This window comes from Mesorhizobium sp. C264A (assembly GCF_040324515.1).
Taxonomy (GTDB): domain Bacteria; phylum Pseudomonadota; class Alphaproteobacteria; order Rhizobiales; family Rhizobiaceae; genus Mesorhizobium.
The window spans coordinates 2,124,875-2,149,127 of sequence record NZ_JAMYVY010000001.1; the positions used below are offsets into that span (position 1 = coordinate 2,124,875).

The 24,253-nt window shown below is 55.2% G+C and carries 14 protein-coding genes and 1 pseudogene; 7 read left to right on the forward strand and 8 right to left on the reverse strand.

Translation table 11 applies throughout. The features are described from left to right. Window positions 1-903 precede the first annotated feature (903 nt). Window positions 904-1,953, forward strand: a complete 1,050-nt coding sequence (locus tag NKL04_RS10485) for a hypothetical protein (protein ID WP_156951457.1) — start codon at window positions 904-906, stop codon at window positions 1,951-1,953. A 448-nt stretch (window positions 1,954-2,401) separates the two neighbouring features. On the opposite strand, the gene NKL04_RS10490 is transcribed toward NKL04_RS10485, so the two are convergent. The 8 genes and pseudogenes from NKL04_RS10490 to NKL04_RS10525 form a co-directional block, all read right to left on the reverse strand. Continuing rightward, window positions 2,402-3,139, reverse strand: a complete 738-nt coding sequence (locus tag NKL04_RS10490) for a hypothetical protein (RefSeq protein ID WP_156951458.1) — start codon at window positions 3,137-3,139, stop codon at window positions 2,402-2,404. Window positions 3,140-3,212: 73 nt separating this feature from the next. Next, window positions 3,213-5,273 carry a BREX system Lon protease-like protein BrxL gene (gene brxL / locus NKL04_RS10495; RefSeq protein WP_023700908.1) on the reverse strand — a complete coding sequence of 687 codons (2,061 nt, stop codon included), beginning with the start codon at window positions 5,271-5,273 and terminating at the stop codon, window positions 3,213-3,215. Window positions 5,274-5,284: 11 nt separating this feature from the next. Next, on the reverse strand, window positions 5,285-7,786 hold the full coding sequence (gene pglZ, locus NKL04_RS10500; protein WP_023700909.1) for a BREX-1 system phosphatase PglZ type A: 2,502 nt from the start codon (window positions 7,784-7,786) through the stop codon (window positions 5,285-5,287). A gap of 2 nt (window positions 7,787-7,788) precedes the next feature. After that, a complete protein-coding gene (gene pglX / locus NKL04_RS10505) occupies window positions 7,789-11,280 on the reverse strand; it encodes a BREX-1 system adenine-specific DNA-methyltransferase PglX (RefSeq protein WP_023700910.1) in 3,492 nt (1,163 codons plus the stop codon). Further along, a pseudogene (gene brxC, locus NKL04_RS10510) lies at window positions 11,281-14,846 on the reverse strand (BREX system P-loop protein BrxC). Between the two features lie 6 nt (window positions 14,847-14,852). Then, window positions 14,853-15,464, reverse strand: coding sequence for a DUF1788 domain-containing protein (locus NKL04_RS10515; RefSeq protein WP_023700912.1), 612 nt, complete (start codon window positions 15,462-15,464; stop codon window positions 14,853-14,855). A gap of 13 nt (window positions 15,465-15,477) precedes the next feature. Beyond that, window positions 15,478-16,077, reverse strand: a complete 600-nt coding sequence (locus NKL04_RS10520; protein ID WP_023700913.1) for a DUF1819 family protein — start codon at window positions 16,075-16,077, stop codon at window positions 15,478-15,480. A gap of 573 nt (window positions 16,078-16,650) precedes the next feature. After that, window positions 16,651-17,676: a J domain-containing protein gene (locus NKL04_RS10525; protein WP_023700914.1), complete on the reverse strand. Its 1,026-nt coding sequence runs from the start codon at window positions 17,674-17,676 to the stop codon at window positions 16,651-16,653. Between the two features lie 575 nt (window positions 17,677-18,251). Between NKL04_RS10525 and NKL04_RS10530 the strand changes: the two genes are divergently transcribed. The 6 genes from NKL04_RS10530 (at window position 18,252) to NKL04_RS10555 (ending at window position 24,246) form a co-directional block, all read left to right on the forward strand. Beyond that, a complete protein-coding gene (locus tag NKL04_RS10530) occupies window positions 18,252-18,968 on the forward strand; it encodes a PD-(D/E)XK nuclease family protein (RefSeq protein ID WP_023700915.1) in 717 nt (238 codons plus the stop codon). 48 nt (window positions 18,969-19,016) lie between these two features. Then, window positions 19,017-19,490, forward strand: a complete 474-nt coding sequence (gene tnpA / locus NKL04_RS10535) for an IS66-like element accessory protein TnpA (protein ID WP_023700916.1) — start codon at window positions 19,017-19,019, stop codon at window positions 19,488-19,490. Then, complete coding sequence (gene tnpB / locus NKL04_RS10540; protein ID WP_023700917.1) at window positions 19,471-19,824, forward strand: IS66 family insertion sequence element accessory protein TnpB; 354 nt, start codon at window positions 19,471-19,473, stop codon at window positions 19,822-19,824. The genes tnpA and tnpB overlap by 20 nt, the downstream gene beginning before the upstream one ends. 54 nt (window positions 19,825-19,878) lie before the next feature. Next, window positions 19,879-21,450: an IS66 family transposase gene (tnpC, locus tag NKL04_RS10545; RefSeq protein ID WP_023700918.1), complete on the forward strand. Its 1,572-nt coding sequence runs from the start codon at window positions 19,879-19,881 to the stop codon at window positions 21,448-21,450. Window positions 21,451-21,581: 131 nt separating this feature from the next. Beyond that, a complete protein-coding gene (locus NKL04_RS10550; protein ID WP_245271405.1) occupies window positions 21,582-23,450 on the forward strand; it encodes a TM0106 family RecB-like putative nuclease in 1,869 nt (622 codons plus the stop codon). Further along, window positions 23,437-24,246 carry a DEAD/DEAH box helicase gene (locus NKL04_RS10555; protein ID WP_245271395.1) on the forward strand — a complete coding sequence of 270 codons (810 nt, stop codon included), beginning with the start codon at window positions 23,437-23,439 and terminating at the stop codon, window positions 24,244-24,246. The genes NKL04_RS10550 and NKL04_RS10555 overlap by 14 nt, the downstream gene beginning before the upstream one ends. Window positions 24,247-24,253: the final 7 nt, after the last annotated feature.

Consider the following 24,253-nt stretch of genomic DNA (forward strand, 5'->3'; position numbering starts at 1 on the left):
CCGGGGAGGATTATAGCTGATTGGGCGCTTCTATGTTGTCGCACTGTTCCCTGTGCCTCAATATGATTGGGTGAATGCCGCAGACACGTGCCCACCTCTCGCGCGTAGCAGCCCTAGTCAAGTGAGGAAAAAATGGGGGCGGTTAATATGCTTGTGCACAGCGAGTGAACGATTGGATAACAGAAAAGCGTCCGATGGCAGTTTGCGACAACTGTATCGTTGAAGGGCTTGAGCTGACGCGCACGCTCATTCCGCGAAGATAGCTGCAGCTTTAGGAGCTACCTCCGATTTTCGCCGTAACAAAAACGTTTGTAGCCTATGCAAGAATGAGCGGGTTGTAATCCGCGCCGCATGATGGCGCCGGTACAATAAACCATTTACCGTCACACGAGCTTGACCCTTGATCCGTGTCGAATTCCAAGGTGGTTCCTCGCGGCAACATCTCAGAGGTAAAAATGAAACCGTATGCAAAAAAAACGAGGAAGCCGGGGCAGACTCGTCCTAAGACGGCGGCTGAAATGATCAGAGATAGAAAAAAGGGCTTTAAGGCGCGCGTGAACAAATTGCGCAGATTTTATAAGAAGCTGTCTGGCTAATTTATCGGTCAGATTTAAACAAGTTCCGTGTGCGAGAGCATGCGACCTTGGTTATCGAGGTTGATTGCAGCCCTTACATTCCGGCGAACGACAACAGAGAATAGAAACCGCGTTGGCTCTTCACCTTTTACCTTAAGTCGATTCCCTTCCGGGTCCTCCAAGATGTCGTCTCCGATACCAAGATCGCGAAATCCATTGTCTGTCAGGAAAGCCAAGTTATGGCTTTCTACGGCTCTTTCTTGCTGGCGCGCAAACTTGTTTCGCAGACCCCATGGAAGACCAATAGCAGCCGATGAAAGCAGGTACAATGCGCGATAAACTAGAGCGGCTAGCGTCGGTTGTCGGTCAGGGAAACAATCCGCAAATTGTTGCCGTCGGCATCATTGCGCTGATGAGCTTCTTGATTTTCTACGTATTGTTCCAGGCGTCTTCCGATCAAAATTACTTTAGGGAGATAATTGCGGCTTTGATAGGCACGCTGCTGACGGTCACGATAACCACTATGCTACTAAAATATCAAACCTCCGGCGAGGAAGTTAAGGAGAGAAACGTCGAGGTTTTCAGAAAGAAAGTTGAAATTTATGACGAGTTCCTAGCTTTAGCTATCGATTCCATAAACGATAATAAGATCGGGGAAGAAGAAGCTAGAGAGCTCAGAAAAAAAGTTTATCACTTAAGTCTATTTAGTTCTGAAGAAACCGTGGAGCTTGTCGTTCAATTCCTGCGAGCCCACTTATTGGAGGACGTCGATCAGATCGAAATTATCGACCTAGTCTCCGCTTTTCGCAAGGATCTCAACCTGGAATTTGTGGATGAACTTACGGGCTCGGGCCTAAGCGCGGTCGATCACCTGCTTTCAGCGGGGTTTGGTAGGCGAAGCCTCCTACTCAAGGTAAAACACTTAGTAGACGAGTTATATTTTCGGGTCTGGACTCGCGTGACAGCCAGCGGAGCGCTTGAGGAGCCTCAAGGAAAGGATTACGTCTTTCTTGTTGCTGAAGGGCAGTTGAATAGCATTGCCTTTGAATTTACGTATCGCCAAACGATCCGCTTTGTCGTGACAATTGAGTACCCACTAAATGATGATTTTTCGGCTCTTGAAACTACATTAACTTTGGATGTTACGGATGCGTCTAAAAGAGTTCGATCTGAGGCCGACAAAGTCGCTCGCTCTCGTGAGTTCGAGTACGAAGACGTCAACGGGCTCGGAAAGGATTTCCTTCCTGACAAGAAGTTCGCGCTGAAATGCAAGTGGACTGGCGAAGAGGAGTTAAAAATAGCTGGGAATGCTGTTCTGAACGCTATCTGCGAAGATGTGGAGGCAATTATCGAGGTCACAGAGTCGACAAAGGGCTAGCGCTCGGTGAGGCGGCAAATATCGGACTGCCTCGATCCGTTAAGGCGTCGAGTACAGTCTCAATGTCGTGGCAAGTTGCTTCGGTTGGCATCTCGAAGTGTCCTTGCAGTAGCCGTTGGGTGATAAAATTCTTCAGGGCATACCGTTTGGCACGACTGAACAAGTCGCTTCCGCGCTACGAGAGGCGATACCTTCAGGTGAACTTCCCCCGGTCCGCTCAATCAAACAGGATGTGTGCAGATTCTGCGGTTCAGCGGTTCAGCGGTTCAGTGTGAAAATGGTGTTTCACACTATCGTCCCTCAACTATTTGAGGGGCCCCCTGCACCCGTTCGTTCTCGTATGCTTAGTTCGACGCCCCGTCATCCATTCCCCCTTTCCCCGAACCCATAGACCCTGAGAATGAAGACCTTGGCCAGCCTGTCACGGTGCAGCTCCACCAGAGTCCAATCACGTACCCGCCAATGACTTGCGAACCGCGCTGACTGCACATTTGCCTTTTCGGCCAGCTGTGTTGTCGGCCAGGTTGGTCCAGTCATTCATGTGATTGAAGCCCTGACCGCCGAAGTGAACGATGTGAACCCATGTCACTTGGCCATTCCCATACGCGACATCGTTGATACGTTGAGTTCCCGGATGAAGGTCCGTGATCCGAGTTCTGCAGCTTTCAATGTACTGATCGTCGTTTGACAACATTACGACTATCTGAAGTCGGGGCGGCAGGTTGGACAGATAGAGATCGGTGCACCTATCTCGCCATTCCAGATAACCACTTGCCGTCGCTGCCGATGAGATGATTGTTCCAGACTTCTTGCCATTCTCGGCGAGCGTGCAGCGAACGACTGAGCCAAAAGCCCAATCGGGTTCGTTGGGCCGGATATGCGCATCAATCGTATCGCCTTCGGCCAGCAGCCCTAGTGTCTGCAATCCCTTTGTAAGCCGGGGACGAAACCCGGCATACGGGATATCGTCGTGCCGTTTTCCAAGGATGCCTCTCGATTGCCTCTCCCCTTTCGAAAAGCCAAGGATCAGGAAACGTGGATTGCGCGCGCCCCAAGCACAGGGATTGTTATCAAGCGTCCAGCCGTCAGCGGCTGATATGCTTGTCGTCCCCCACTCGGCCCCATTGGAGAAGCACGCCTCACATTTCATCCGACCGTGAGGAGGCAGTAAATTTTCATATGGCACTGGCTACGCTCGATGTTTGGCATTCATCCGAAAATTGCCCAAGATCGGCAGATGGCGACCGACCCTCAACGGCTCAAGAAAGCAAATACGTAATTTCAAATGTCTTTACCGATCGAAACTGCTGCAAGCGGTTGGAGAGGCCAAAAGCATTGTTCATCTCGTAGGGCTGAAAGATATCGAGGCCGCGATCTAGCGAAATTTTCCATCCCGTATCGGTCTTGATGTGCCGGGCATGGATTTTAGATGTTCCATCGAATTCCCATGAAAATTTGACGCCAATCGCGGAACAGGCATTCTCGATTTCCGCGAGGTTTGCCACCTGCTGCTCACCTTTGAAGTCGTCCAGGATGGTGACGAGGTGCACTTCCACCTCGTCCTCGGCGGCCTTTAGTTTCACCACGGTCTCGACGAATTCCATGAGGTTTCGCACTTGGTAAAACAGGCGAATGTAGGGATCCGTCACGACGATTTTCGACGCCCCCCTCAGGTAGGGGCCGAATAGCGCATCGTAGGTCACGCCCTTTTGGTTCTCAGTAAAAACGCGATGCCCTTCCTTTGGAGCGACCATCGGCGGAGCGATCTCGCCTATCGGAGTCTGTTCGTCCTTGCCTGAGCCATCGGCACTGGCGGGCGATCCCTCAGCGGTTGGTTGGGTGGGCCTGGCGCGGCGGTGATAATAGTCCGGGTACTCGGTCTCCTCGAGAGTCGAAACAGATACTTTTCGGCCGTCCGTTGATTGGTACGAAAAATCGACGTCTGGATACGTGGCGTCGATACGCATTAGCTGATCCTTGACACGCTTGCGGCTCTCGATCGCAAGCTTCAGGATCTCCTCGACTTCCTGCGACGATGCACCGCCTCCTGGAAACAGGATCTTCATGAGGCCGGAGAACGTCTTGTTGACGCCATCTCGATCGCGCGTCGAAATCCCCGACGACAGTTCGAAGGCTTCTTTATAGCGATCGGAAAAATCGTCGTTTCGCAGGTGACGCAGGATCTCCGCGAGATAGTCGACCACGAAGCCATAGCCACTAGAAAACATCTCGCCGCGGATCACTTCGACTTCCCAGCCCGGAACGTAGGCGTGCAGGCGATCGATGAAGGCTGAGTCGTAATATTTCTCCGGCAGCTCGTCGAACAAGTCCGTGTGTTTCAGCATATACGGAACATTGTGCTTGGTGTTGCCGACGAACACCATGGAGGCCTCGGCACCAAGCGTTTCGACGCCTCGGGAAAACGTCTTGTTCGCCATGTAGTTCTTCATGATGTCGACCAGCGCCTTGTCGACCTTCTTTTGGCGCCCGGCAAACTCATCGAATGCAACCACATCCCAATAGCCAACCAGTCCGATCTTGCCCGAACTGTTGTTCACAAACAGCTTAGGGACGGTGACCTCACCTCCGGAAATCAAGATCCCATGCGGCGAAAACTCCGAATAGATGTGCGACTTCCCGGTTCCCTTGGGCCCGAGTTCGATGAGATTGTAATTCCGTTCGACGAACGGAATGAGGCGCATGAGCTGGATGAGCTTGCTCCGGTGACCGAACATTTCGGGATTGAAGCCCACGCTCTGGATCAGCAGATCGATCCACTCCTCGGTGCTAAACTGATTGCGGGCCGTCAGATAGGCTTCATAGTCGAAGGATGAAAGCTGGATAGGCTTAAGGCTGCCCATGATCCAGGGGCTGGCACTTTTTTCTTCGCTGTGTTCGTATTCGACATCGGCAATGCACCAGACGCCGCCGACAAGAAGCTTCGGATGCTTCTTCACCGTGTCCGCGCTCACCAGCACCTTGTTGACGCCGAGGTTGGCGAACGATGCCTCATAGCTGTCGTTTTTGTCGTTGAGGGCAACGCCGATCTTGTCGATGACCTTGTAGCCGCGCCTTTCGCGTATGTTCGACCGGACGAGACCCGCCTCATTGCGGTGGACATAGTGCTTGCGCAGGATCTCCTTCACCGTCTCGATCCCCGACAGGATCGAGGGCTCATCGTTGGTGGCGCAATATTGACCGAGCAGGTATTCCAGCACGTATGAAGGCACGATTGCGTTGCCCTTCACCGTCTTGACGAGATCCTTGCGAACCACAAGACCGGGGAAGTACTGATTGATCTTGTCATCGAGTGCCGTCATCGCGTCGTCCTCTAAAAGTCGAAATCTCTTTCGAAACGCCCTCGCAGTGTGAAGCGGGCCGTCCGGTATTCCTTATAGTGCGACGTCCCCTCGTGGCGTTCTTCTAGGCGAAGCGTGATCTCCTGGCCGTTGAATTCGTCGGCCTTTTTGGCCATCAGGAAGCGCACCGCGATCTCCCGCTCACGGGGGTTCTCCGAACGGATGTCGAAAGGTATTTCATGGCTATCCGAAAGCAATTCGCCCGATGCGGAATAGAAGCCCACCCGCAAACTGCGGGGATGCGCCTTCTCGGTTGCCGCCGTGGTCTGGTAGAAGACGACCGAAACCTGTCCGGACGAGATCGTCGGGTTAGATTTGCCGATGATGTCGACCTCAACGCGCGAAAGGTCGCTCTGGCGCTTCTTGTTGATGGTCACGACCGGAACGACGCATTCCTGAAGCGAGGCGCCGCCATGAACGTAACGACTCCCCGATCCCTTCAATCGCAGTCGGTTGATGGATTTCGGGATGAGAACCTCTACGTCGCCCTGAAGCCCGAGAGCCTCCGACGTGAACTTGCGAAAGCCGGGATGCGCGGCAAGGCCTTTTCCGAGTACGAAACGTCTGTCGCGGAATAGCACGCTTTCGCCCTTCACCTCCCCCGTCGAATAGTCGCTCTCCTCGATCGGGCGGTTTTGGTAGATGAAGCCATGGTCAGCCGTCACAATGAGGTTGCTGACATTTGCGCCTGTCAGCTTCTTGACCAGTTTGAGCAGGTCTTCCAGCGTCTCTTCTGCCGCACCGAAGACCCGCTCTTCCGAAACGGTCTTGTCGCCAGTCGCATCAATGCGGTTGTGGTAGACGTAGATCACATCGTTGTCGCGGACCAGTGCACGCGCCTCATCGCCCGGTAGCCCCATAATGTCGTCAGCCTTGCAGGCGTGGACACGATCACCCGCGCGGCCAAATGCGAGGATTTTTTGGCGATTGATCAACCCCTGAGCACTCTGTCCATCAACAATCACAGTTCCTGTGTCGTTGTCCGCTATCTGGATCTCCTCGTTTGGTAGCAGAGAAGCCATTCCGAGTTGGGTGTAGCTAGGCAGAGACGAGAGCATCGGGGCAATCTCGGCTTCATAGCGATCCAGACTGCGGACTTTGCCAAGAAATTCCTCGGCAATCTCATAACGCAACGCATCCGAAATGATCACGCAGATCTTCTGGTCCTTGCGGCGGAACGGTACGACATGAGTCGAAAAGAACCGTCGTTGAGGTGTGACCGATGGGGCATCCCAGCGGTCCGCCTTGTCCACATTCGCCTGCCAGGCATCGTTGACGGTCAGCAGATACTTATTGACGTAGAGGTTTTCCACCTGCTCGCTGAGTTCGCCGAGCAGCGAGGCCTGGGATGCCTGCTGCATGTGGTGGATGAACTTGCGGTAAAGCTGGTCGATCCGGAACCAGCTCTTCACGTAGCGCTGGACACCGTCAGTCAGGCTGCTCACCGAGGTGATGGCCTGCGTAATCGTCTGCTGGACCTCAGCGGCGCACAGGATCGCTTCGTAGATGTCGTGAAAATTTTCGAACCAGTGGCTGGTGCGCCGCTGGCGGATCCAGCTTGACACATCAGCGAAGGAAACGGTCTGGGCGCTCACTTCATGCACCAGATTGCGAATGATCGCGCGATCGATTTCCTCGAAATAGTCGAGTTCCACTAGATCACGAAAATCACGCTTCTTAAGATCCTGGGATATGCCGAGAACCTCGGTATATCCAGCCGAGAGTGTTTCGAACGCATGGGAGCAATTGCGGTTGTTCTTCCAGCGCCTGAAAAATACGGGTGCATCGGACAGAAATCCGGTTTTGCCACCCAATCCCATCGCATAACAGGTCTTGAAAAGCGCGATGGCGAAATCCGCGATGGACGGCTCGTCGGTCTTATAGCCGAAATAGCGCTGCATCTGCTGCCATAGGAAGGCATCGAGGCCTGATCGCTTGGTGAGGCGCAGTCTTTCGTCCTTGCCGTCGGCCAGTTCGCCAAGCAGGCTTTCGACTACGGTGTCAAACCCGCCGTCAGCTCCCGTGCAGACGCACAACATTTTGAGCCGCAGGGCGCTCTCGTTGTCGTCGGGTTCTAGGAATTGCTTCAACTGCTCAAGCCGCTTGCCCGCCTTAAAGAATTCCTCATGCGCTCGGACGAGGTTTTCGAACGGCAGACCAAGGCCCAACTCGGCAAGCCATACCGCAACCTGGTCCGTCCGGAACACGCCATTGGCGAGCTGGACGTCCAGCAGCCAGTTCTGGATAAGTGCGGGCTCCGCCCCCTCCCGATACAGCAAAAACTGGCCTTTCGGATTTTGCCTGAGAACGCGGTATTTGACGCCGAACTCGTTATTGGCGAGTTCGATCTTTTCCACGCCTTCCACGTTCAGCGCCTCAAAAATTTCCCGCCATTCGCGCTTCTGGTCGTACCAGAAGAGAATGCGGTGCTTTTCGAAATAGCTTTGCAGTGCCTGCCGGATCCGATCCTGCATCATCATTCTTCCGCGTCGGCCAATCCCTTGATGGGTTTCAGGGCTGCGCCGAGCTTTGGATAGTTGGCTTTCACACCATCGTCGAGGTCGATCTCAATCTTCTGCGTTGCCAGCGGGAAGAGCGTCTCGCGCTCGTATTCGTCTAGCTCGTCGATCATGGGTCCGAGCCTCTGGATCTCCTTCAGCGCGTTGGTCCTTTCGCTCTGGCTGGCATCCAAACTGATCGAGAGAGCTTCCAGATTTCGGCGCTCTGCCTCAAGCTTAGTTCGGTATTCGCGGAGATACCCGTTGAGCACGACGCTCACCGTGTCGGGGCGATAGCGGTGCATGTAGATCAAGGCGTTGAACGTGCCCCTTGGACTGGAAAACAGCCAATAGACCGGCCGCTTCTTGTATCGCCTCACATGGTCATTGTAGAAATCGCGGGTGAAGTATTTGCGGATGTCCTTACCGAGCGCGTTATCGATGAAGGCGAGGTTTTCTGCAAAACGCTCCTCGCCAAATGTCACGCGCAGCAACTTACGGAAACGCTCGGTTATATCGTCGGCAAACCAGTCGCCATCGAGAACCGGTATCACGTTGTCTGCGTCGGGCGTGAATGTCGGGTTTGGCACCTTCGCCAGATATTTTTCGATACCGTCACCCTGGTTGGCGAGGATAAGGCCGGGAGCGTCGATGCTGTAGCGGCCGAACATGCAGCCGACCGCATAGGAGAGAAATTCGCGCATGGTGTCGGCAAGCAGAAGCTCCTCAAGCTCCACTGCGGTTTTGTTGTTCCCATAGCGGTACGCCGGGTTGCAGGTGAGGGTGATTTCCTCCTGCGGAACTTCGGGTGTCAGTTCCTCCTGCAGGCCATAGGCGTCAATGAAGATGCGGTTGTTCGCTTCCTCCAGCCGCTGCATCTCATCGGTCATGCCCCCCAAATGGGCTCGGAGATGGGCATAGGTCTCGGCCAAAGTTGGTTGCCGATGTTCGGATGAGAGCAGCGGGAGTGTTTTGAAATCCCACGAAATCTCCTGACTTGAGTAAATATCTTGAGCTGCTGCAAGGCAGGAAGCTGAATTCGCAAGAACTTCTGCTCGATTGTCTGCAGAAAGGGTTGGAAACGGAACTTTCTCAACGTCGCCACCGTTAAAGCTCATCGATTGACTAACGAAGCCGAGGAGGTACTTAAATGTTCCTGAGTTAAAGTATGAAAGAAGAATTAGAAGCGTTTCATCGTCCGCAAAAACGCTAGGTCCCTTGATGTTAAACACAAATCCGGTTGGGTAATATCTAACCGCAAAGTAGTGTCCTATTTCACTCCAGGACACACATTTTCTGAAGTAATGGCCTTTCGATGCGAGCTTGTTGCACGAGACCGCTAGGACATCATACGAAGCCTGGTCAAATTTTATGACAAGGTCTTGGTTCCCATACCAGCGCATGCTTTCGCCGCCCTTGTTGTGGGGCGCGTAGCTGAAACCTGAAGTCAGGAAGTCCTCGTTCGAGGTCCTCCCTAGCCCAATTTTTTTGTAGTCGACCTCAACCCATCCCCTCAGGAAGGCCTCGTTATCCCCAGTACATAACCCTAGCCGTTTCACGGAGACTTCCGAAAGTGCGGGCTGCCCTTGAAATGCAGCAACAGCATTCACGCTGGCCCAATATGAAATTGGATTACCAGGGATTTTTTCAAAATCAGCCTGCGACCTAAAGTAGCCGTCGAACTCTTTGCTCAAGAATATTTTCTGGATTTTCTCCGGGCTGCGAACACTGACACTCTCCTTGAAGAGTCGACCAAAAAAAGCTCTCTCAGAGTGCATCTGAGGCCCGCGCCTCAAGCAAAACACAACCGTTCCGAAATCGGCGCCAAAGATACCTCTGCCCAAATGCAGAAGTGAGCAGAATGTATTTCTCAGTAACAATGACTTTCGGAATTCTTTGAACGAACTAATAAACATCCATGAAGGAATATTCAACATTCCCCAATAGCCTTTGTCGATTGTTAATCTCCACGTTCTCTCCATAAAGCATGTCATAAGATCAGATTTGCTATCAGCATAGTTGAGTTTGACAAAGTCCCCCAGGGGGCCGTTCATACCCTTTCCGCCCATATAAGGTGGATTTGCAACAACTACGTGGTATCTCGATGTCAAATAGCCCGCCATTCGTAGCACGGTCTGAACGCGAGTATGTACGTCGCGTAGGAAGAGGTTGCTCTCGAACTGGTTTGATGCGATCACCCGGGCGGCTTCGGTTGCATCCTTGAGTTTAGGCACGATCAGCGAGCCGAAGTTCTTGGCCTCGCTGAACTGCCCAAGCGTCTCGCGAAGGTCGGAGGTAAACAGGTCGCGTCCGACCTCCGTTATGTAATCGACGAGTTCGCCATCTTTGAAGGCTACGTTCTCTAGCACACAGACGTTCGGCTGCACGGGACGTCGCAGAAACCGCTTTCGCCGCCCAGCCGCCTTCATCGCAAGCGCGAAAGCAGCCAGTGCGCCCGCGCGCTCGTCGATCTCGATGCCATAGAGGTTGTGAGTGAGTATCTTCTCTGGGATCTCGGCCGGGTCGTACCCTTCTTCCTCATAAATAGCGTAGAGCAGATCAAACGCGTAGGTCAACATATGACCGGACCCGCAGGCCGGATCGCATACCTTGATCGCTTCGGGCGAGGAGGCGCGCAGGAAATCCTCCTCAGGCGCCTCCGGCGCGATGTAGTAGTCCATCTGCTCTAGAAGCCGAGAACCGGGACGATTGAGCATCCACAATCGGCCGAGTGAGTTCTCGACCAGATAGCGAACGATCCAGTGCGGCGTGAACAGCTGCGTAGCAGCCGGAATGTTGTCCGGCGTGATTTTCTGGTTCTTCTTGAGGCCCGCGAAGACCTGGTCCTTCTTCTCCGAGATATAGAACTGGTACAGCCAGCCGAGGATCTCGACATCCTTGCAGGCATTTTGGGTCATCACCTCTCGCATGCGGGCTAGCACGCTGTCTGCGGAAAGCAGGTCCTCAGGCATCAGAAGTTCGGTGTAGTCGGCGATCTTCTCGAACATGAACGGCATGGCGCCGTGCCACTGATTGCAGACAGCGACGAGTAGAAACCGATAGGCTTCCGCTTGCGGATCACGACTCGGCGTCCGGCCGTCCAGCAGCGCAGCCACTTTCTGCCGGATCGCCGAGGGAATTTCTTCGTCGATATGACCCGCCGCAGCTTCAGCCAATATTTCCGGCCGCGTCTGGCCTTCAGCGGGGGACACGATGCCGATGCCGTTGTAGCCGTTCGCATCCATGAAACGGAGCGCAGAAAAGCGGTTGAACCATGTATAGGCAACCTGCTCAATAACCTGATCCTCGCCATGGGCAGCCGTCTGACCCCGCAGTTCCTTCACCGCTTGCGGGTTTTCGCGACTTGCCGCGCTCCCCTCTGCCAGCACAGACTTCATCTTCGACGCCACCTGGCCCATCAACATACGGCGAGCCTCAGGGGCGAATTTCTTCAGTTTCGACGTATCCATTTAGACGGCAATCCTCTTGCCGCTCGCGATTTCCGAAAGCAGCGTCTTGCGCACGGCCTCGACGTAGTCCTCGACATCCTGCGCATCGGCAATGTACGGCTTTGTGAAAGGCACCTTAATCGTCGATCGGTCCACATACTCGGTCCTGGGCTTAGGTGCAGGCTTAGGGGCAGGCTTTGGTGTGCCTCCCGGAGTCGTGTCAAATTCCGAAGGCGGCTCGCGGGCCTCCACCATGGGCGTGTGATCCGGCTCCTCCGCATTCGCTGTGACGCGAGTAAGCAGATCCGGGTAGATGGCGGAGCGGAAGGCGTTTGTCTTCTCTCGCATAACGGCAATAAGAGTAGCGCCGTGAATATCTCCTAGAACGGTCTGGAATGCCTGATCAACCTGGTGTCGAATGGTTTTGTCAACGCGCCCAAACTCTTCCAGACTCCCCAACTTCGCCCGCAGGTCTTCAATGTCCGCGCTCGCGGCCACGACCTCTTTTTTCACAGCGGCTTCCAGGTCGACCCGCAACCTGTTGAGGCCATCCTTGACTTGCTGGATCGAAGTTCCCTTGAAGCATTTCGGGTCCGCCAGCGCCTCGCTGACCGCGGCTGCTTGTTCCGCGCCGAGGTAGGAAAAATTGTTCGACTGGGTCCTAAGGAAGGAAGCAGCGTCATCGTAGATAGTTCGTTGCGGACCATTCATGAACTTGCGGATCGGATCGAGGATCTGTTCCTTGGCATCGAGGAGCTTTTCCCCGTGGTTGCCAAACTCCTGCATGTACCAGGTGGAGGATTTGCCGCTGACGGCCTTCAAGGTCTCCAGCACAGGCTGCAGTCCCATCAGGAACGGATAAGAAGCTTTCTGACTCAGCAGGTTTTCAACCTCTCTCACCCTCTCTGCGAAGCCTTCAGCCAATTCCTTGCCTAGCGCCTTACCATCTGATGGGGCGGCCTGGCGTTCGAAGAATTCCGTATAGAAATCCTTTATCTTGCGGATCTGCGCCTGCGAGAACTCAACCTGCGGCTCAACGACGATATTGGCGTGTGCGTGACTGTTCTTGAGCGCCTTCTCGAGACTGTCACCCTCAAGTTGATTGCTGTCAGACTTCGCCTCCAGTTTACCACGCCCAAGCAAGCTGACCGTGTTGGAAAGGATGGCGTTGTAGGGCCAGCCATAGGGCTTGCGCTCGAACCGCTCGAGGATCGCCTTGACGGTTGTCCGGATCCCGGTGCGGTTGTTGGCCTGTGCGAGGTTGAGAATTTCCTGCTCCGCTTCAGTCAGCCCCGAGGCTTCGGTGCCAAACAGCCCGTCACCCGCGTTGCGGATGTACTTGCCGACATCGGCCTCTTCATACTTGATGCCCCGCAACATGCCGAGATTGGTGTAAACGCGATCCACCAGCGTCTGGAATGCCTTCGAAACCCGAAGCTGCGGATCCTCCCCACGGACCTCGACATCCTCGCCGCGAACGAACAGACGAGCATCCGCAACAAGGCTTGCGGCCTTGGTGGTCAGATCGCGATAACGCGTGGTGTTCTGACTGGCCTTCTCTGAGATGATCCGCTCGACGCCAGGCTGCGGAGAAGAAGAGCGCGCCTGGCGAACGTATTTGTCGGTCTTCTTGTACATCAGCAGATCGCCAATGAAGCGGCTGTCCTGCTTCAGAAGAATGACAAGCTGGTCGCGCGACAGGCTTTGCATCTTCACCGCATCGGCGTTTGCAGCAACATCATTGAGCGGTGAAATCACGTTGATCGACAATTCGTAGTCGCGACCCATGAGCCGGTCATCGAGAAACCTAGCATAGGCATAATCGTGCCCCGTGTTCTCATGACGGATCTTGCGGGTCTTGATCACGCTGTCGAAGATCAGTCCCTCCAGCTCCTTCTCGACTTCTGCCCCGTCGATCTCGACGTTCTTGATTTCCTGTTCGACATCCTTTTCTTCGTCAGTGAGAAACTCGTAGAAATCACCGTTCCGCTGGATGTAGGTGTTCTGCTCCAGCAGGTTCAACGCCTCTTCGATGCGTCGCTTCAGCTGGGACAGATCGGTGTCGAACCGCTCCATCATAAGGATGCAGATGTTGCGGGGGCTGGCCTTGAACCCCTGACATACTTGACGAGAAATAGCGCCTTCAGGACGCGTACGGCGAAATCGTTGCCAAGATTGCGTTCCGCTACCTGGATCGATTGCTGAACGTTCGACTTCAGGGCCGCCCGAATTCCCTCGAACATGCGGTCGAAGGTGGCGATGTCGCCAACCGGAAGGCTGGCGATATGCACCGCAACCTCCTGGAAGACGCCGAGCATGGAGCGCTCGCCGACAGAACTGTGTTTGCCTTCAAAGGCGTTGTGCTGGGACAGCGCCTGGATCGTCTGCTGGAACAATTCGTATTGGTAGGGAATGAACGGGTAGCTTCTAATAAAGTGATCCCTATCCGCAAAATTCCTCAAGCGGATCGAGCCATCGGTGAAATCGAAGAGGGTTTTGAAATTATTGGCCTCGACATGGTAGAGGTCTGACAACACCTCGACGCCAGCCTCGGTTTTCTTGAGCAGGCGCTCCTGAATAACCTCGGCAACATCGGCGCTGTTGAGCGGCATCCGGTTGGCGAAGCGGGCCTGGATCTTGGAGAAGTCGTTTTCCTGGCGCTGAGTCATATCGCCGATGACGGAATTCATGTCCTGCTGCGCCGTAACGATGATCCAGGCGCGACCGCGGCATTTTGTGTTCAGGCTTTCTGCAATTGTCTGCAGGTTCGTCATGAGCTTGGTGCTCTCGGCGATATATTGGCCGACCTCATCAACGAAGAAATTCAGCCGAAAGTCCGGCCCTTGTGTATCGATGTAGGCTTTCACCTGCGCGGCGAAATCCTCTATCGAGACCTTGTAGTCGTCACGATATTTCTTGAGGATCCCATCGGCGGCCGCAGCATCATTGCCAGTCACTTCCGCATAGGCCCTGGCGATGTTTTGCGCTTCAAGCAATGCCTGCTCGCGGCCCCGCTCCCAGGATTTGCCCGCAATCTTCCTGTAGGCTTCCTTGAACGGCATCCAGAGTCCGCGGCTATCGAGATCACGCTCGAACTGGGCAATATGCCCCTGCTTGCCATAGTATCCACCCATCTCGTCGAAGACCTTCTGGAAGACGGCGAGGAGCGCGTCCACCTGGGTCTTGCTGATGACATCTGCTTTCTGGTCGATGTTGAACAGAACACTGCGCGAGGGGATCCCAACGGCGCGTTTCAGGTCGCCGCGCAGGATTTCATTGTCTCCGCATTTATCGAGAAAGATATCAAGGGCGGACCTACCGTCGACCTGCCTGTTCTCCAGCAGGAGTGCCAGCATTTTCAAAAGATGGGATTTGCCCGAACCGAAAAAGCCCGAGATCCAGACGCCGTTCGCCGTCTCATAATTGTTGTAGGCATCCAAAAAATGTCCGAGCCGCTTCTCGATCTCTTTCGTGATCACGTACTCGTCGAGCTCGATACGAAGGCTGGCGTCGTCGTCTGCCTTGATGACGCCCTCGATCGCGCGGTCAACTGGCTTTAGGAAGATTTCGCGGACTAGCACGGTCATGGCTGCCTAAACCTCGTAGTGAAATATGTTGAACGCGCGATAATATTTGTCGTCATGAAGCATCCCGAAAAGTTCAAGGGAAGCCCCCGTAGCTAGTGCGTGCGAATAATTCCCGGGAAAAAACATCAGCGTCGGCTTTTCTTTCGCAACGCTCTGAAGATTGTTCAGGACGTTGTGAGACCGGATATATGGAAACACCTCCCCGACGCCTGACAGGAAGAGAATATCATGTTGCTGCTCGCGAAGCCTTCGATCGATCGCAGGAACCAAATGGGTCTCGGGATCCAGAACACCTTGAAGAAGCTCTCTCAGTTCATCTTTGGAAACGCCCTGCTCCGCTGCCAGAATGTCTTCCCAAATGCCGCGCTCCTTGAGCAACTCTATGGCCAAATCATAAAGGTTGAATTCCAGAACCGTGACGCCACGATTTGCCAACTGGCTTGCGAGCCGTGTTCTCAATCGTTCGATCTGGATGCCATCCGCAGTTTCAAAAGGACAAATAAAGAATGGAACTTCGTTACCGATCCCGCGCATCTTCAGAAATCGCTCGCTGGAGAGCACGGCAAGCAGATGATCGAAACGTTTCTGATCTGCCGCCTGATGGATGCCGTTGGTCATAGGGATTGCTCCATCAGATCCGCGAACCTGGAAAAAAGCGGAGTTCATTCCGGTTTCCTATATCGATGAGGTTCGCAAGTCGCGGCGTCAGATTGGATGTTTGGATTTGGCCACCAGCGGTCGTGATGTCCGCCTCGCGCATCATACGGAACAACACCTGGCGTAGCTTTCCCAGGGTAGATGAACTTAGACGATCGAGTTCTGGATGCCATTCGGCCTTCCGTCCAAGAAACAGATCAAAGTCCTCATACGTCAATTCAAGCCTGCCAGACAGGTACCGCTCGAACAGGACCTCCGATGCAAATTCGCCAATGAAACCATACGTTCTGCAAACAGCAATCCAGGCGAGCGCCAATTGCTCATGTCGCTCACCGTCTTGCAGCAGGCCAAGCTCCAGAGGGCTAAGCCTGCGCAATCTCTTTACAATTTCGCGAACGGTACGTTTAGACGAGGACGTTTTTCGGAAAGAAAGGACATTTCTCTCTACCGAAAGCGCCTCTGCCATGCCCCAGTCTTCTGTGCCTTCGAATATCGAAGCGACTGCGATGCACTCATTGATAAACAGCCCTCCAGTGCTGAAGGCCATGTCGTACCGTTCTGCGCTTTCGATCATTTTTTCCAAAGACGTTCAGTTGCCGAAGCCGACCCAAGCACGATGATAAGGCGGCTATTCCGAGACCGGTTGCCCATAACTAGATCCTCTCGAATACCGCATGAGGTCCGACGGGAGCCCAGTTTGTTCCCACGCATCCGCCTGGCGCATACCCCCAAATCAGAAAGAGGCTTCGCGTCAAGCTGCCGAGTGGTCATGGTCTACGCCAAGCGATAGTGATTTTCGTGTCATCTGGGAATATTTCTCTGAACATGCTCCACAGACCAGCATGGCGGGTCGTCCCGCCTCCCGATGCCACTTGCAGGCCCATTCCTTCTGCGGACTAAGCGGCAACCGTTGTCAAGTCGGGGTATGCCCTGAAGCCCTGAAGTTACCTTGAGGCACCCTATGAGCCAGAAAGCCTACACGTCGAGGGGCCTTGTCCATACGGCATCCGTCGCCCTGCTGCCTCTTTGTGTGCCGATCCGCTGCACCGGTCGTTCCACGCACACTCAGTGCGTTCACGACATCGGTCTCAGTGTGAAATTAACCTTTCACACTGAGGGAATAGTGCGTCGAGAACGAAACGATGGATTAGGGCGTTCCAGCCCTCGCCCGCAGGGCTTCTGCTCTGGCTCGATTAAGAAGTTTTGCCCGAGATTCCGCCAGTTCGCGAAATTCGTCGTCGAGCTCAGCGACTTTGTCGGGATGATTCTTCATCATCTTCGCGCGATACGCAGCGTTGATCTCGGAGGTTGATGCGCGAGACGATACACCTAGTATCTCATGCCAGGCGCGGTCATCGACTGTGGATTTCCGTCCACGCTCGCTTCGTTCAGTCCTATAGCCAACATTTTCGTCGGCATGCTGGTATTCGAGAATTGGATCAACCGTAAACTCAGCGAAATCAGACCAGCATTGATGAACGTCACTTCGCGCGGCCAAGATGCTGGCCTTCCGGCTTCGCAGCATGAAAAAAAGAATTGCGGCACTCGAAGCTCCCGACAGCATCGCGCTGCCATAGATCGCGTCACTTATGTCGCGAGTGCGAAAAAGTACGTGGCCGGCAGTGAAAGACCCGAGGTCTTTCCATGGACCTGCAACGACAAAATAGAATCCGGCTAGCAGCACCGCGTAAACTAAGAGTGTTCGCAAAACTGCCGATCGCATTGCATTGACTTCAGCCCATTTATGGAAGCTGATAAGCGGTGCGGCACGGAGTTCAGCGGCCGCCATTTCTAATTCGTCGATGCGTGGACCGAGCTGCTCTTTCTCAGCGTTCAACTGCTTGCCCAACCTGGTGCCCCGATGAAAGGTACCGTCGACGTTAACGGCAAGATCGGCGACATCGGCCTCATGTTTGATCTGGTGCCAACGGCCCAGATATGCGGCAAGTTCGCGTTCGATTGCGCCCAAACGTGCGAGCGTGGGCTCGTCTGGTTCGTTGACCATCCGCCGGCTACTTGCCTTGATTTGATAGATCGCGAGACCAACCAGCAACAACACCGGCATATATACCGCCGCAGTGAGCAAAATGGTGAGGACAACGATGCCTACCACAACGATCGCGAAGAAAACGAAGGTTATACCTCCGTCCTGATTTTTGCTCCGTCTCGCCATCACCGTTGCTCATTCAATGTTTTGAGAACAATAAAAACCCGAGCAGAAGCACAGCGCCACCGTAGAAGGATAGACTGTATAACACTTGTACCAGAGGTACATTGCGGCGCCGCGCGCTGCCGAACGGGCCCGATCCGCGTTCGGGCCACATGTACTGAATCCAAAGAATGAATTTTCCTGGGCCGAGTAAAATCCACCACCAGAACGACCGCGCACTCAACTGTGTTTCGTCAGTTTTCGGAAGCGCAGCGATGCCCAACCTGTCAAGAAACTTGTTTCGTCTCATTGCGCACTCGTCCCCGTCTGAACAGGTTGCCTATAGCAGAGGGCTACAACGAGTTCCACATTCACAAGCGCTTGTTCGCTGCCCAAGATAGCTCAACTGGCAGACAGGTGATGTGACGACGCTGACAATCTGGCACACCTAGCAAGGAGACCCTACACACACCTGCCTTCGGGTATGCGCCGCCGGGGGCGACCTTGTGTTCGACCGCGGTGTCTTGATCTGCCAAAATTACTTTATGTCATCGATTGTTGATAGATTACGCCGGGTTTGATTGATAGAATTCGATCCGATGAGGAAAATCCACGACCAAGTACTGTTGAGCGCTACCGATTTGATCGGCCACATAAACTGTGGACATCTAACCAATCTAGATATTCAGGTCATCAATGGCACGCTCGCTAAACCGTCTCGTTGGGATCCGCTTCTTGAAATCCTGAGAGAGCGGGGGTTCCGGCATGAGCAGGCCTTCATCGATTACCTACGGTCCAGTGGACTAGACGTAATCGCAATTGAAGGCGTCGATAATGCGGGAGCAAGTGTCAAAGAGACCCTTGATGCCATGAAAGCTGGCCGGGAGATCATCGTCCAGGGATCGCTGCGCAGCGGCCGCTGGGCCGGCCGCGCAGATATTCTGCGCCGGGTCAGTACCCCAAGCGTCTTCGGCGGCTGGTCGTATGAGGTTACCGACACGAAGCTCGCGCGTGAGACAAAGGGCGGCACGGTCCTTCAGCTTTGCCTCTATTCCGAGATGCTGGCTGCGATGCAGCAGCACCAACCTGACTTCGCCCATGTCGTCGCGCCTTGGACCAAATTCGTCCCGCATTCCTATCGAATGGCGGACTTTGCCGCCTATTTCCGTAAGGCGAAAGCTGCAGTGGAGCGCGTCACCGAAGGCCAGCCTGGACGGGACACTTATCCGGAACCCAACGATCATTGCGATGTCTGCCGCTGGAGTGACAGCTGCGACAAACGTAAGCGCGAATTTCCCCGCACCTTTTGCTGTTGAGTGCTCTGATGCATGCAGGTGTCCACCGAAATAGGTGGACACCTTGTGATGGAAGAAGATGAGCAGAAACTGCGGGTGAGGCTTGTCGGTCGGGACGGGCGACGCCGATACGAGGCCGCATCGAAGGAGCGTCTTGTCTCGGCCTGCCTTGAGCCTGGCGTGTCGGTATCGAGGCTCGCGCTCGAACATGGGGTCAATGCGAACCTTCTTCGGAAGTGGATAAAGAAGCGCGCGGAGACCCAGTCCCTCCCGCCGTCCCCGCCACCTGCGTTCATCCCGGTTCAGATTGAAAGCACTTCCGATCGGGCCTTGCTGCGACAGAGCAGCATGGCTGCGGTGGATTTGCCGGAGACTTGCGATGGGGTGCGTTGGTCGGCATCGAAAAGGACAGCGCATTTGTCCTCTCCAGCCAAGGTGAGCGCGTCGCTGCCGAACGGCGTGACGTTGACGCTGGAATGCGGTGATCTGGATGCATTGACGGCGACCATCGGAGCACTGGGTCATGTTCAGACTGGGCGCTGACCTGAAAGTCTACCTGCACCGCGAGCCGATCGACTTCCGGGCCGGCATCAACAGCCTCGCGGTTCTGGTCCAAGAGACGATGGCGCTCGATCCGTTTGCTCCGGCAGTTTTTGCGTTCTGCAATCGCCGTCGCGACCGGATGAAGCTCCTGTTCTTCGATCGGTCGGGCTTTGTGCTGGTCCTGAAGCGGCTGACCGAGGACAGGTTCAGGTGGCCGCGCCGGGAGGCAGCGGTGATCACGCTTACGACCGAGCAATTGCACTGGATCCTCGATGGCATCGATATCGATGCGATGGTCCGCCATCCGGTGCGGCAATATCAGGTTGCCGGTTGAGGGCTCTCGAATTGAGCGATTGACGCGGCGGCATGCTTTCGATTCAAGAATCTGATGAATCGACCCGGCGAACCGACTGTTGAAGAGTTGATGGCGCGCATTGCTGCGCTGCAGGCGCAGAACCGTCAACTCGCCGAACGGGTCGTCAAACTCGAGGAAGAGCTGGCGCTTGCACGACTGCATCGTTTTGCGCCGAAGAGCGAAAAGCACATTGACCGCCTCTTCAATGAAGCCGAACAGGCCGCGGATGAGGATGACGCCGACAGCGAAGATGGCGATGTCGTTGTCCTGCCGGACACGGGCTTGCCGGCGACCGAAGGGGCGACGGGAAAGAAGCGCGGCCGCAAGGCCTTGCCGGAAAACCTGCCGCGCGAGCGTGTCGAGTACGACCTTCCCGACGACCAGAAGGCTTGTCCTTGCTGCCGTCATCAGATGCATCGCATGGGCGAGGCCGTTACCGAGCAGCTTCATATCGAGGTGAAGGCGAAGGTTCTGCAGAATGTGCGGTTCAAATATGCTTGCCGCCATTGTGAGCGTACCGGCATCAACACGCCGGTCGTGACCGCGCCGATGCCCGCGCAACCTTTGCCGGGCAGCATCGCCACGGCTTCGACGCTGGCCTTCGCGCTCGTTCATAAGTACGTCGACGGCACACCGCTCTACCGCCTGGCGCAGGCCTTCGAGCGCGCGGGTGTTCCTGTCAGCCGTGGCGCTCTGGGCCACTGGGTGATCGGCTCGAGCGAAAAGCATCTCTCCCGCATCTATGACGCCCTGAAGCTGCGGCTCAGATCGCAGCCCCTCATCCATGGCGACGAGACCACGGTCCAGGTGCTGAAGGAAATGGACAGAGCGGCCGCCAGCACCTCGTACATGTGGGCATACCGGAGCGGCCACGACAGTGACGAGCCGATCGTGCTGCTCGATTATCAACCGGGTCGCGGCCAGATACACCCGCAGACTTTCTTGGGCGATTACCGCGGCATCGTCATGAGCGACGGCTATTCCGCTTGGCGCACGCTGGAAGGGGCAACGCATCTTGGCTGCATGGCCCATTCGAGGCGGCGCTTCGTCGATGCCCTAAAGGCGAGGAAGAAAGGCGGCGGCCCGCCGGAACAGGCACTCCGGTTCTTCGAACAGCTCTATCGGGTTGAAAGGCAGGCGCGGAACGAAATCCCCGATGACGGCGAAACGCGAGATCACTGCATTCGCCGCTTCCGCCAGCAACATAGTGTCCCCATCCTCCAGGCTCTCAAGGCATGGCTCGACGACATCGCCCCAAAAGTCTTGCCGGACAGCAAGCTCGGCGACGCCGTGTCCTACACCCTGAACCAATGGGGATATCTGACGCGTTACACCGAGGACGGCAGCATGCCGATCGACAACAATCTTCTCGAGCGTGACATCAGGATTTTTGCAACTGGCAGGAAGAGTTGGTTGTTCAGCGATACCGTCGACGGAGCCAAGGCCAGCGCCGTCATCTACAGCCTGACGTTGACCTGCCGCGCCTGTGGCGTCGAGCCGTTAGCGTGGTTGCGCCACGTCCTCACTGAACTGCCTCAGCGCCCCGAGAACGTGGCTATCGACGATCTCCTGCCCTTCAACTTCCTCAAAGCCGCCGCAGCCTGACCCGACGCGTCCGTCTGAAAGCGATCAGTTGTTGCAAGGGCCGTCAATGTGCGGGGAAATGAGCGCTTACCGACAAACAACGCCGAGCAGACGATCATCTCTCCTACGTAGCTGGCATATCACGCAATCAGATCACAGAGCTGCGCGAAAACGGCATCGACACACTGGCGGGGCTTGCTGGCCTACCAAACCCGATGACCTGGAAGCCGAAACGTGGCGCGTTACAATCCTATGAGAAGGTGAAGAGCCAGGCGCTTCTCCAATTCGAAGCTAGGAAATTAGGTGAGCGCCGTTATGAGCTCTTGGGCGTGCATCCAGGTTTTGGCCTTTGCGCGCTTCCTGAGCCTTCTCCCGGTGATATCTTCTTCGATCTAGAAGGAGATCCCTTTGTTGGCGAGCACGGCCTCGAATATCTGTTTGGATATCACTTCCGCGATGAGAACGGCAATCCGCTCTACCAGGCCGACTGGGCGTTCAATCGGACGGAGGAGAAAAAGGCCTTCGAGCATTTCGTGGATTTCGCTACGGATCGCAGGAGCACTTATCCTGACTTGCACATTTACCACTTTGCGCCGTACGAACCCGCGGCATTGAAACGCCTGATGGGCCGCTACGCGTCGCGTGAAAATGAGATCGACGATCTCCTGCGGGGCCTCGTGTTCGTCGACCTTTACAGCGTCGTGCGCAACGCGCTTCGGGCCAGTGTGGAGAGCTATTCGATAAAGCGGCTCGAAGCCTTTTATAGCTATGAACGGGTTGTACCACTCAGTGATGCAAACGTCGCACTCGCCAGTCTTCAAGCGGGGCTTGAGCTCGCTGACAAGGACTCGATCTCGCCCAAGGACAGGGACATCGTCCAAGGCTACAATCAGGATGACTGCGTTTCAACCGAAGCGTTGCGCAACTGGCTGGAAACACTGCGGTCCGACCTTGAATCCAACGGGACAGTCGTCCCGCGCCCGACACCTGGACAGGACGAACCGAGCGAAGAGATTTCGGAAAGACAGGAGCGGGTCAACCGACTGATAGAGCGTCTCACCGACGGCATCCCGGTCGATCCTGCCGAGCGCAACGAAGATCAACATGCCCAGTGGATCCTCGCCAATGTTCTGGACTGGCATCGACGTGAGGACAAGGCGACATGGTGGGAGCATTTCAGGCTCAAAGCACTAAGCGCCGATGAATTGCTCGACGAGCGGGCTGCACTGTCTGGTTTGGAGTACATCGTGGAGCTGCCAAAGACAGGAAGAGTGAGTGTACCGACGCAGCGATATGCCTTCCCGCAGCAGGATACAGATATTCGGGCGGGTAAAAAGCTGCGTTCGATCGGCGGCGATCCATTCGGTGAGGCCGTCTCTATCTCAACGGAGATGCGAACGCTCGACATTAAGAAGGCAGGTGCGGCTGCAAACATTCATCCCGCGGCCATTTATGTTCACGAGATCGTTCCATCAAAGGAACAGGCCGCGTGTCTGCTCCGCATCGCCGACCATGTCGCCGACCACGGCCTTACCGGAGCCGGCCCGTATCTCGCGGCAAGGGATCTTCTTTTGCGCATCCCACCCCGGGTCAATGGTCAACCTATTCAGAATGAAGGTGAGTATACGCTCGACGCCGCATTGCGTCTGGCGACCCATTTCGAAGGCGGCGTCCTGCCAATTCAGGGCCCGCCCGGCACCGGAAAATCCTATACCGGCGCGCGTATGATCTGCGCTTTCGTGCAGAGAGGAATGAAAGTCGGAATTACAGCCAACAGCCACAAGGTGATCCGCAATCTGCTCGAAAAAGTTCAAGAGGCGGCGGATGAAATGAAGGTGGACCTTTGCTGCGTCCAGAAGGGCAAGGAAAAAGAGGACGATCAGCCGCATCTGAAGTTCGCAAAAAAACAACAACGATTTGTTTGCGAAGTTGGCGTCGGGGCAATGCCACGTCGCGGGCGCAACAGGTTTTCTATGGTCCGCGGCCGATGCCCACGATGTTCTCGACGTGCTTGTGGTTGATGAAGCGGCCCAGATGTCCCTGGCGAACGTGCTGGCCGTATCGCACGCGGCAAAGAGGCTCATTCTGCTCGGCGATCCGCAGCAGCTCGATCAGCCGACGCAGGGAACGCATCCTGACGGCACCGGCGTGTCCTCGCTGGAGCATGTGCTGGGTGGTAAACAGACGATCGACCCGGATCGCGGACTGTTCCTCGCTGAAACCTGGCGCATGAATCCACCCATTTGCGATTTCGATTCTGAGCTCTTTTACGAAAGCAAGCTCCACCCGGTGGCAGGCTGCGAGAAGCAGGTCATCTTGTCAGAGGGGCCGATTAAAGGCTCCGGCCTTCGCTACATCCCTGTCGAGCACGTGGGGAACAAGAGCTATTCGGTTGAAGAAGCTGGAGTGGTAACGCAGATCGTTATGACGATCCTGAGCAGCAATACACGTTGGATCGACCGTGATGGGACCGAGAAGCCAGTCAGGCTCGAAGATATCGTGATCATCACGCCTTACAACGCGCAGGTCTTCGAGATCCAGCAGCGCCATCCCGGCGTCCGCGTGGGCACTGTCGACAAATTTCAGGGTCAGGAAGCGCCGATCGCGATCTATTCGATGGCGACGTCGACCCATGCCGATGCCCCGCGCGGCATGGAATTCCTATACAGCGCGAACCGTTTCAATGTCGCGATCTCCCGCGCAAAATGCCTCGCGATCCTTGTCGCATCACCCGAGATATTCGAAGCGGAATGCAAGACGCCCCGGCAGATGCAGTTGGCGAACGCATTTTGCCGATACATAGAAATGACGTTGTAGCGTAGCA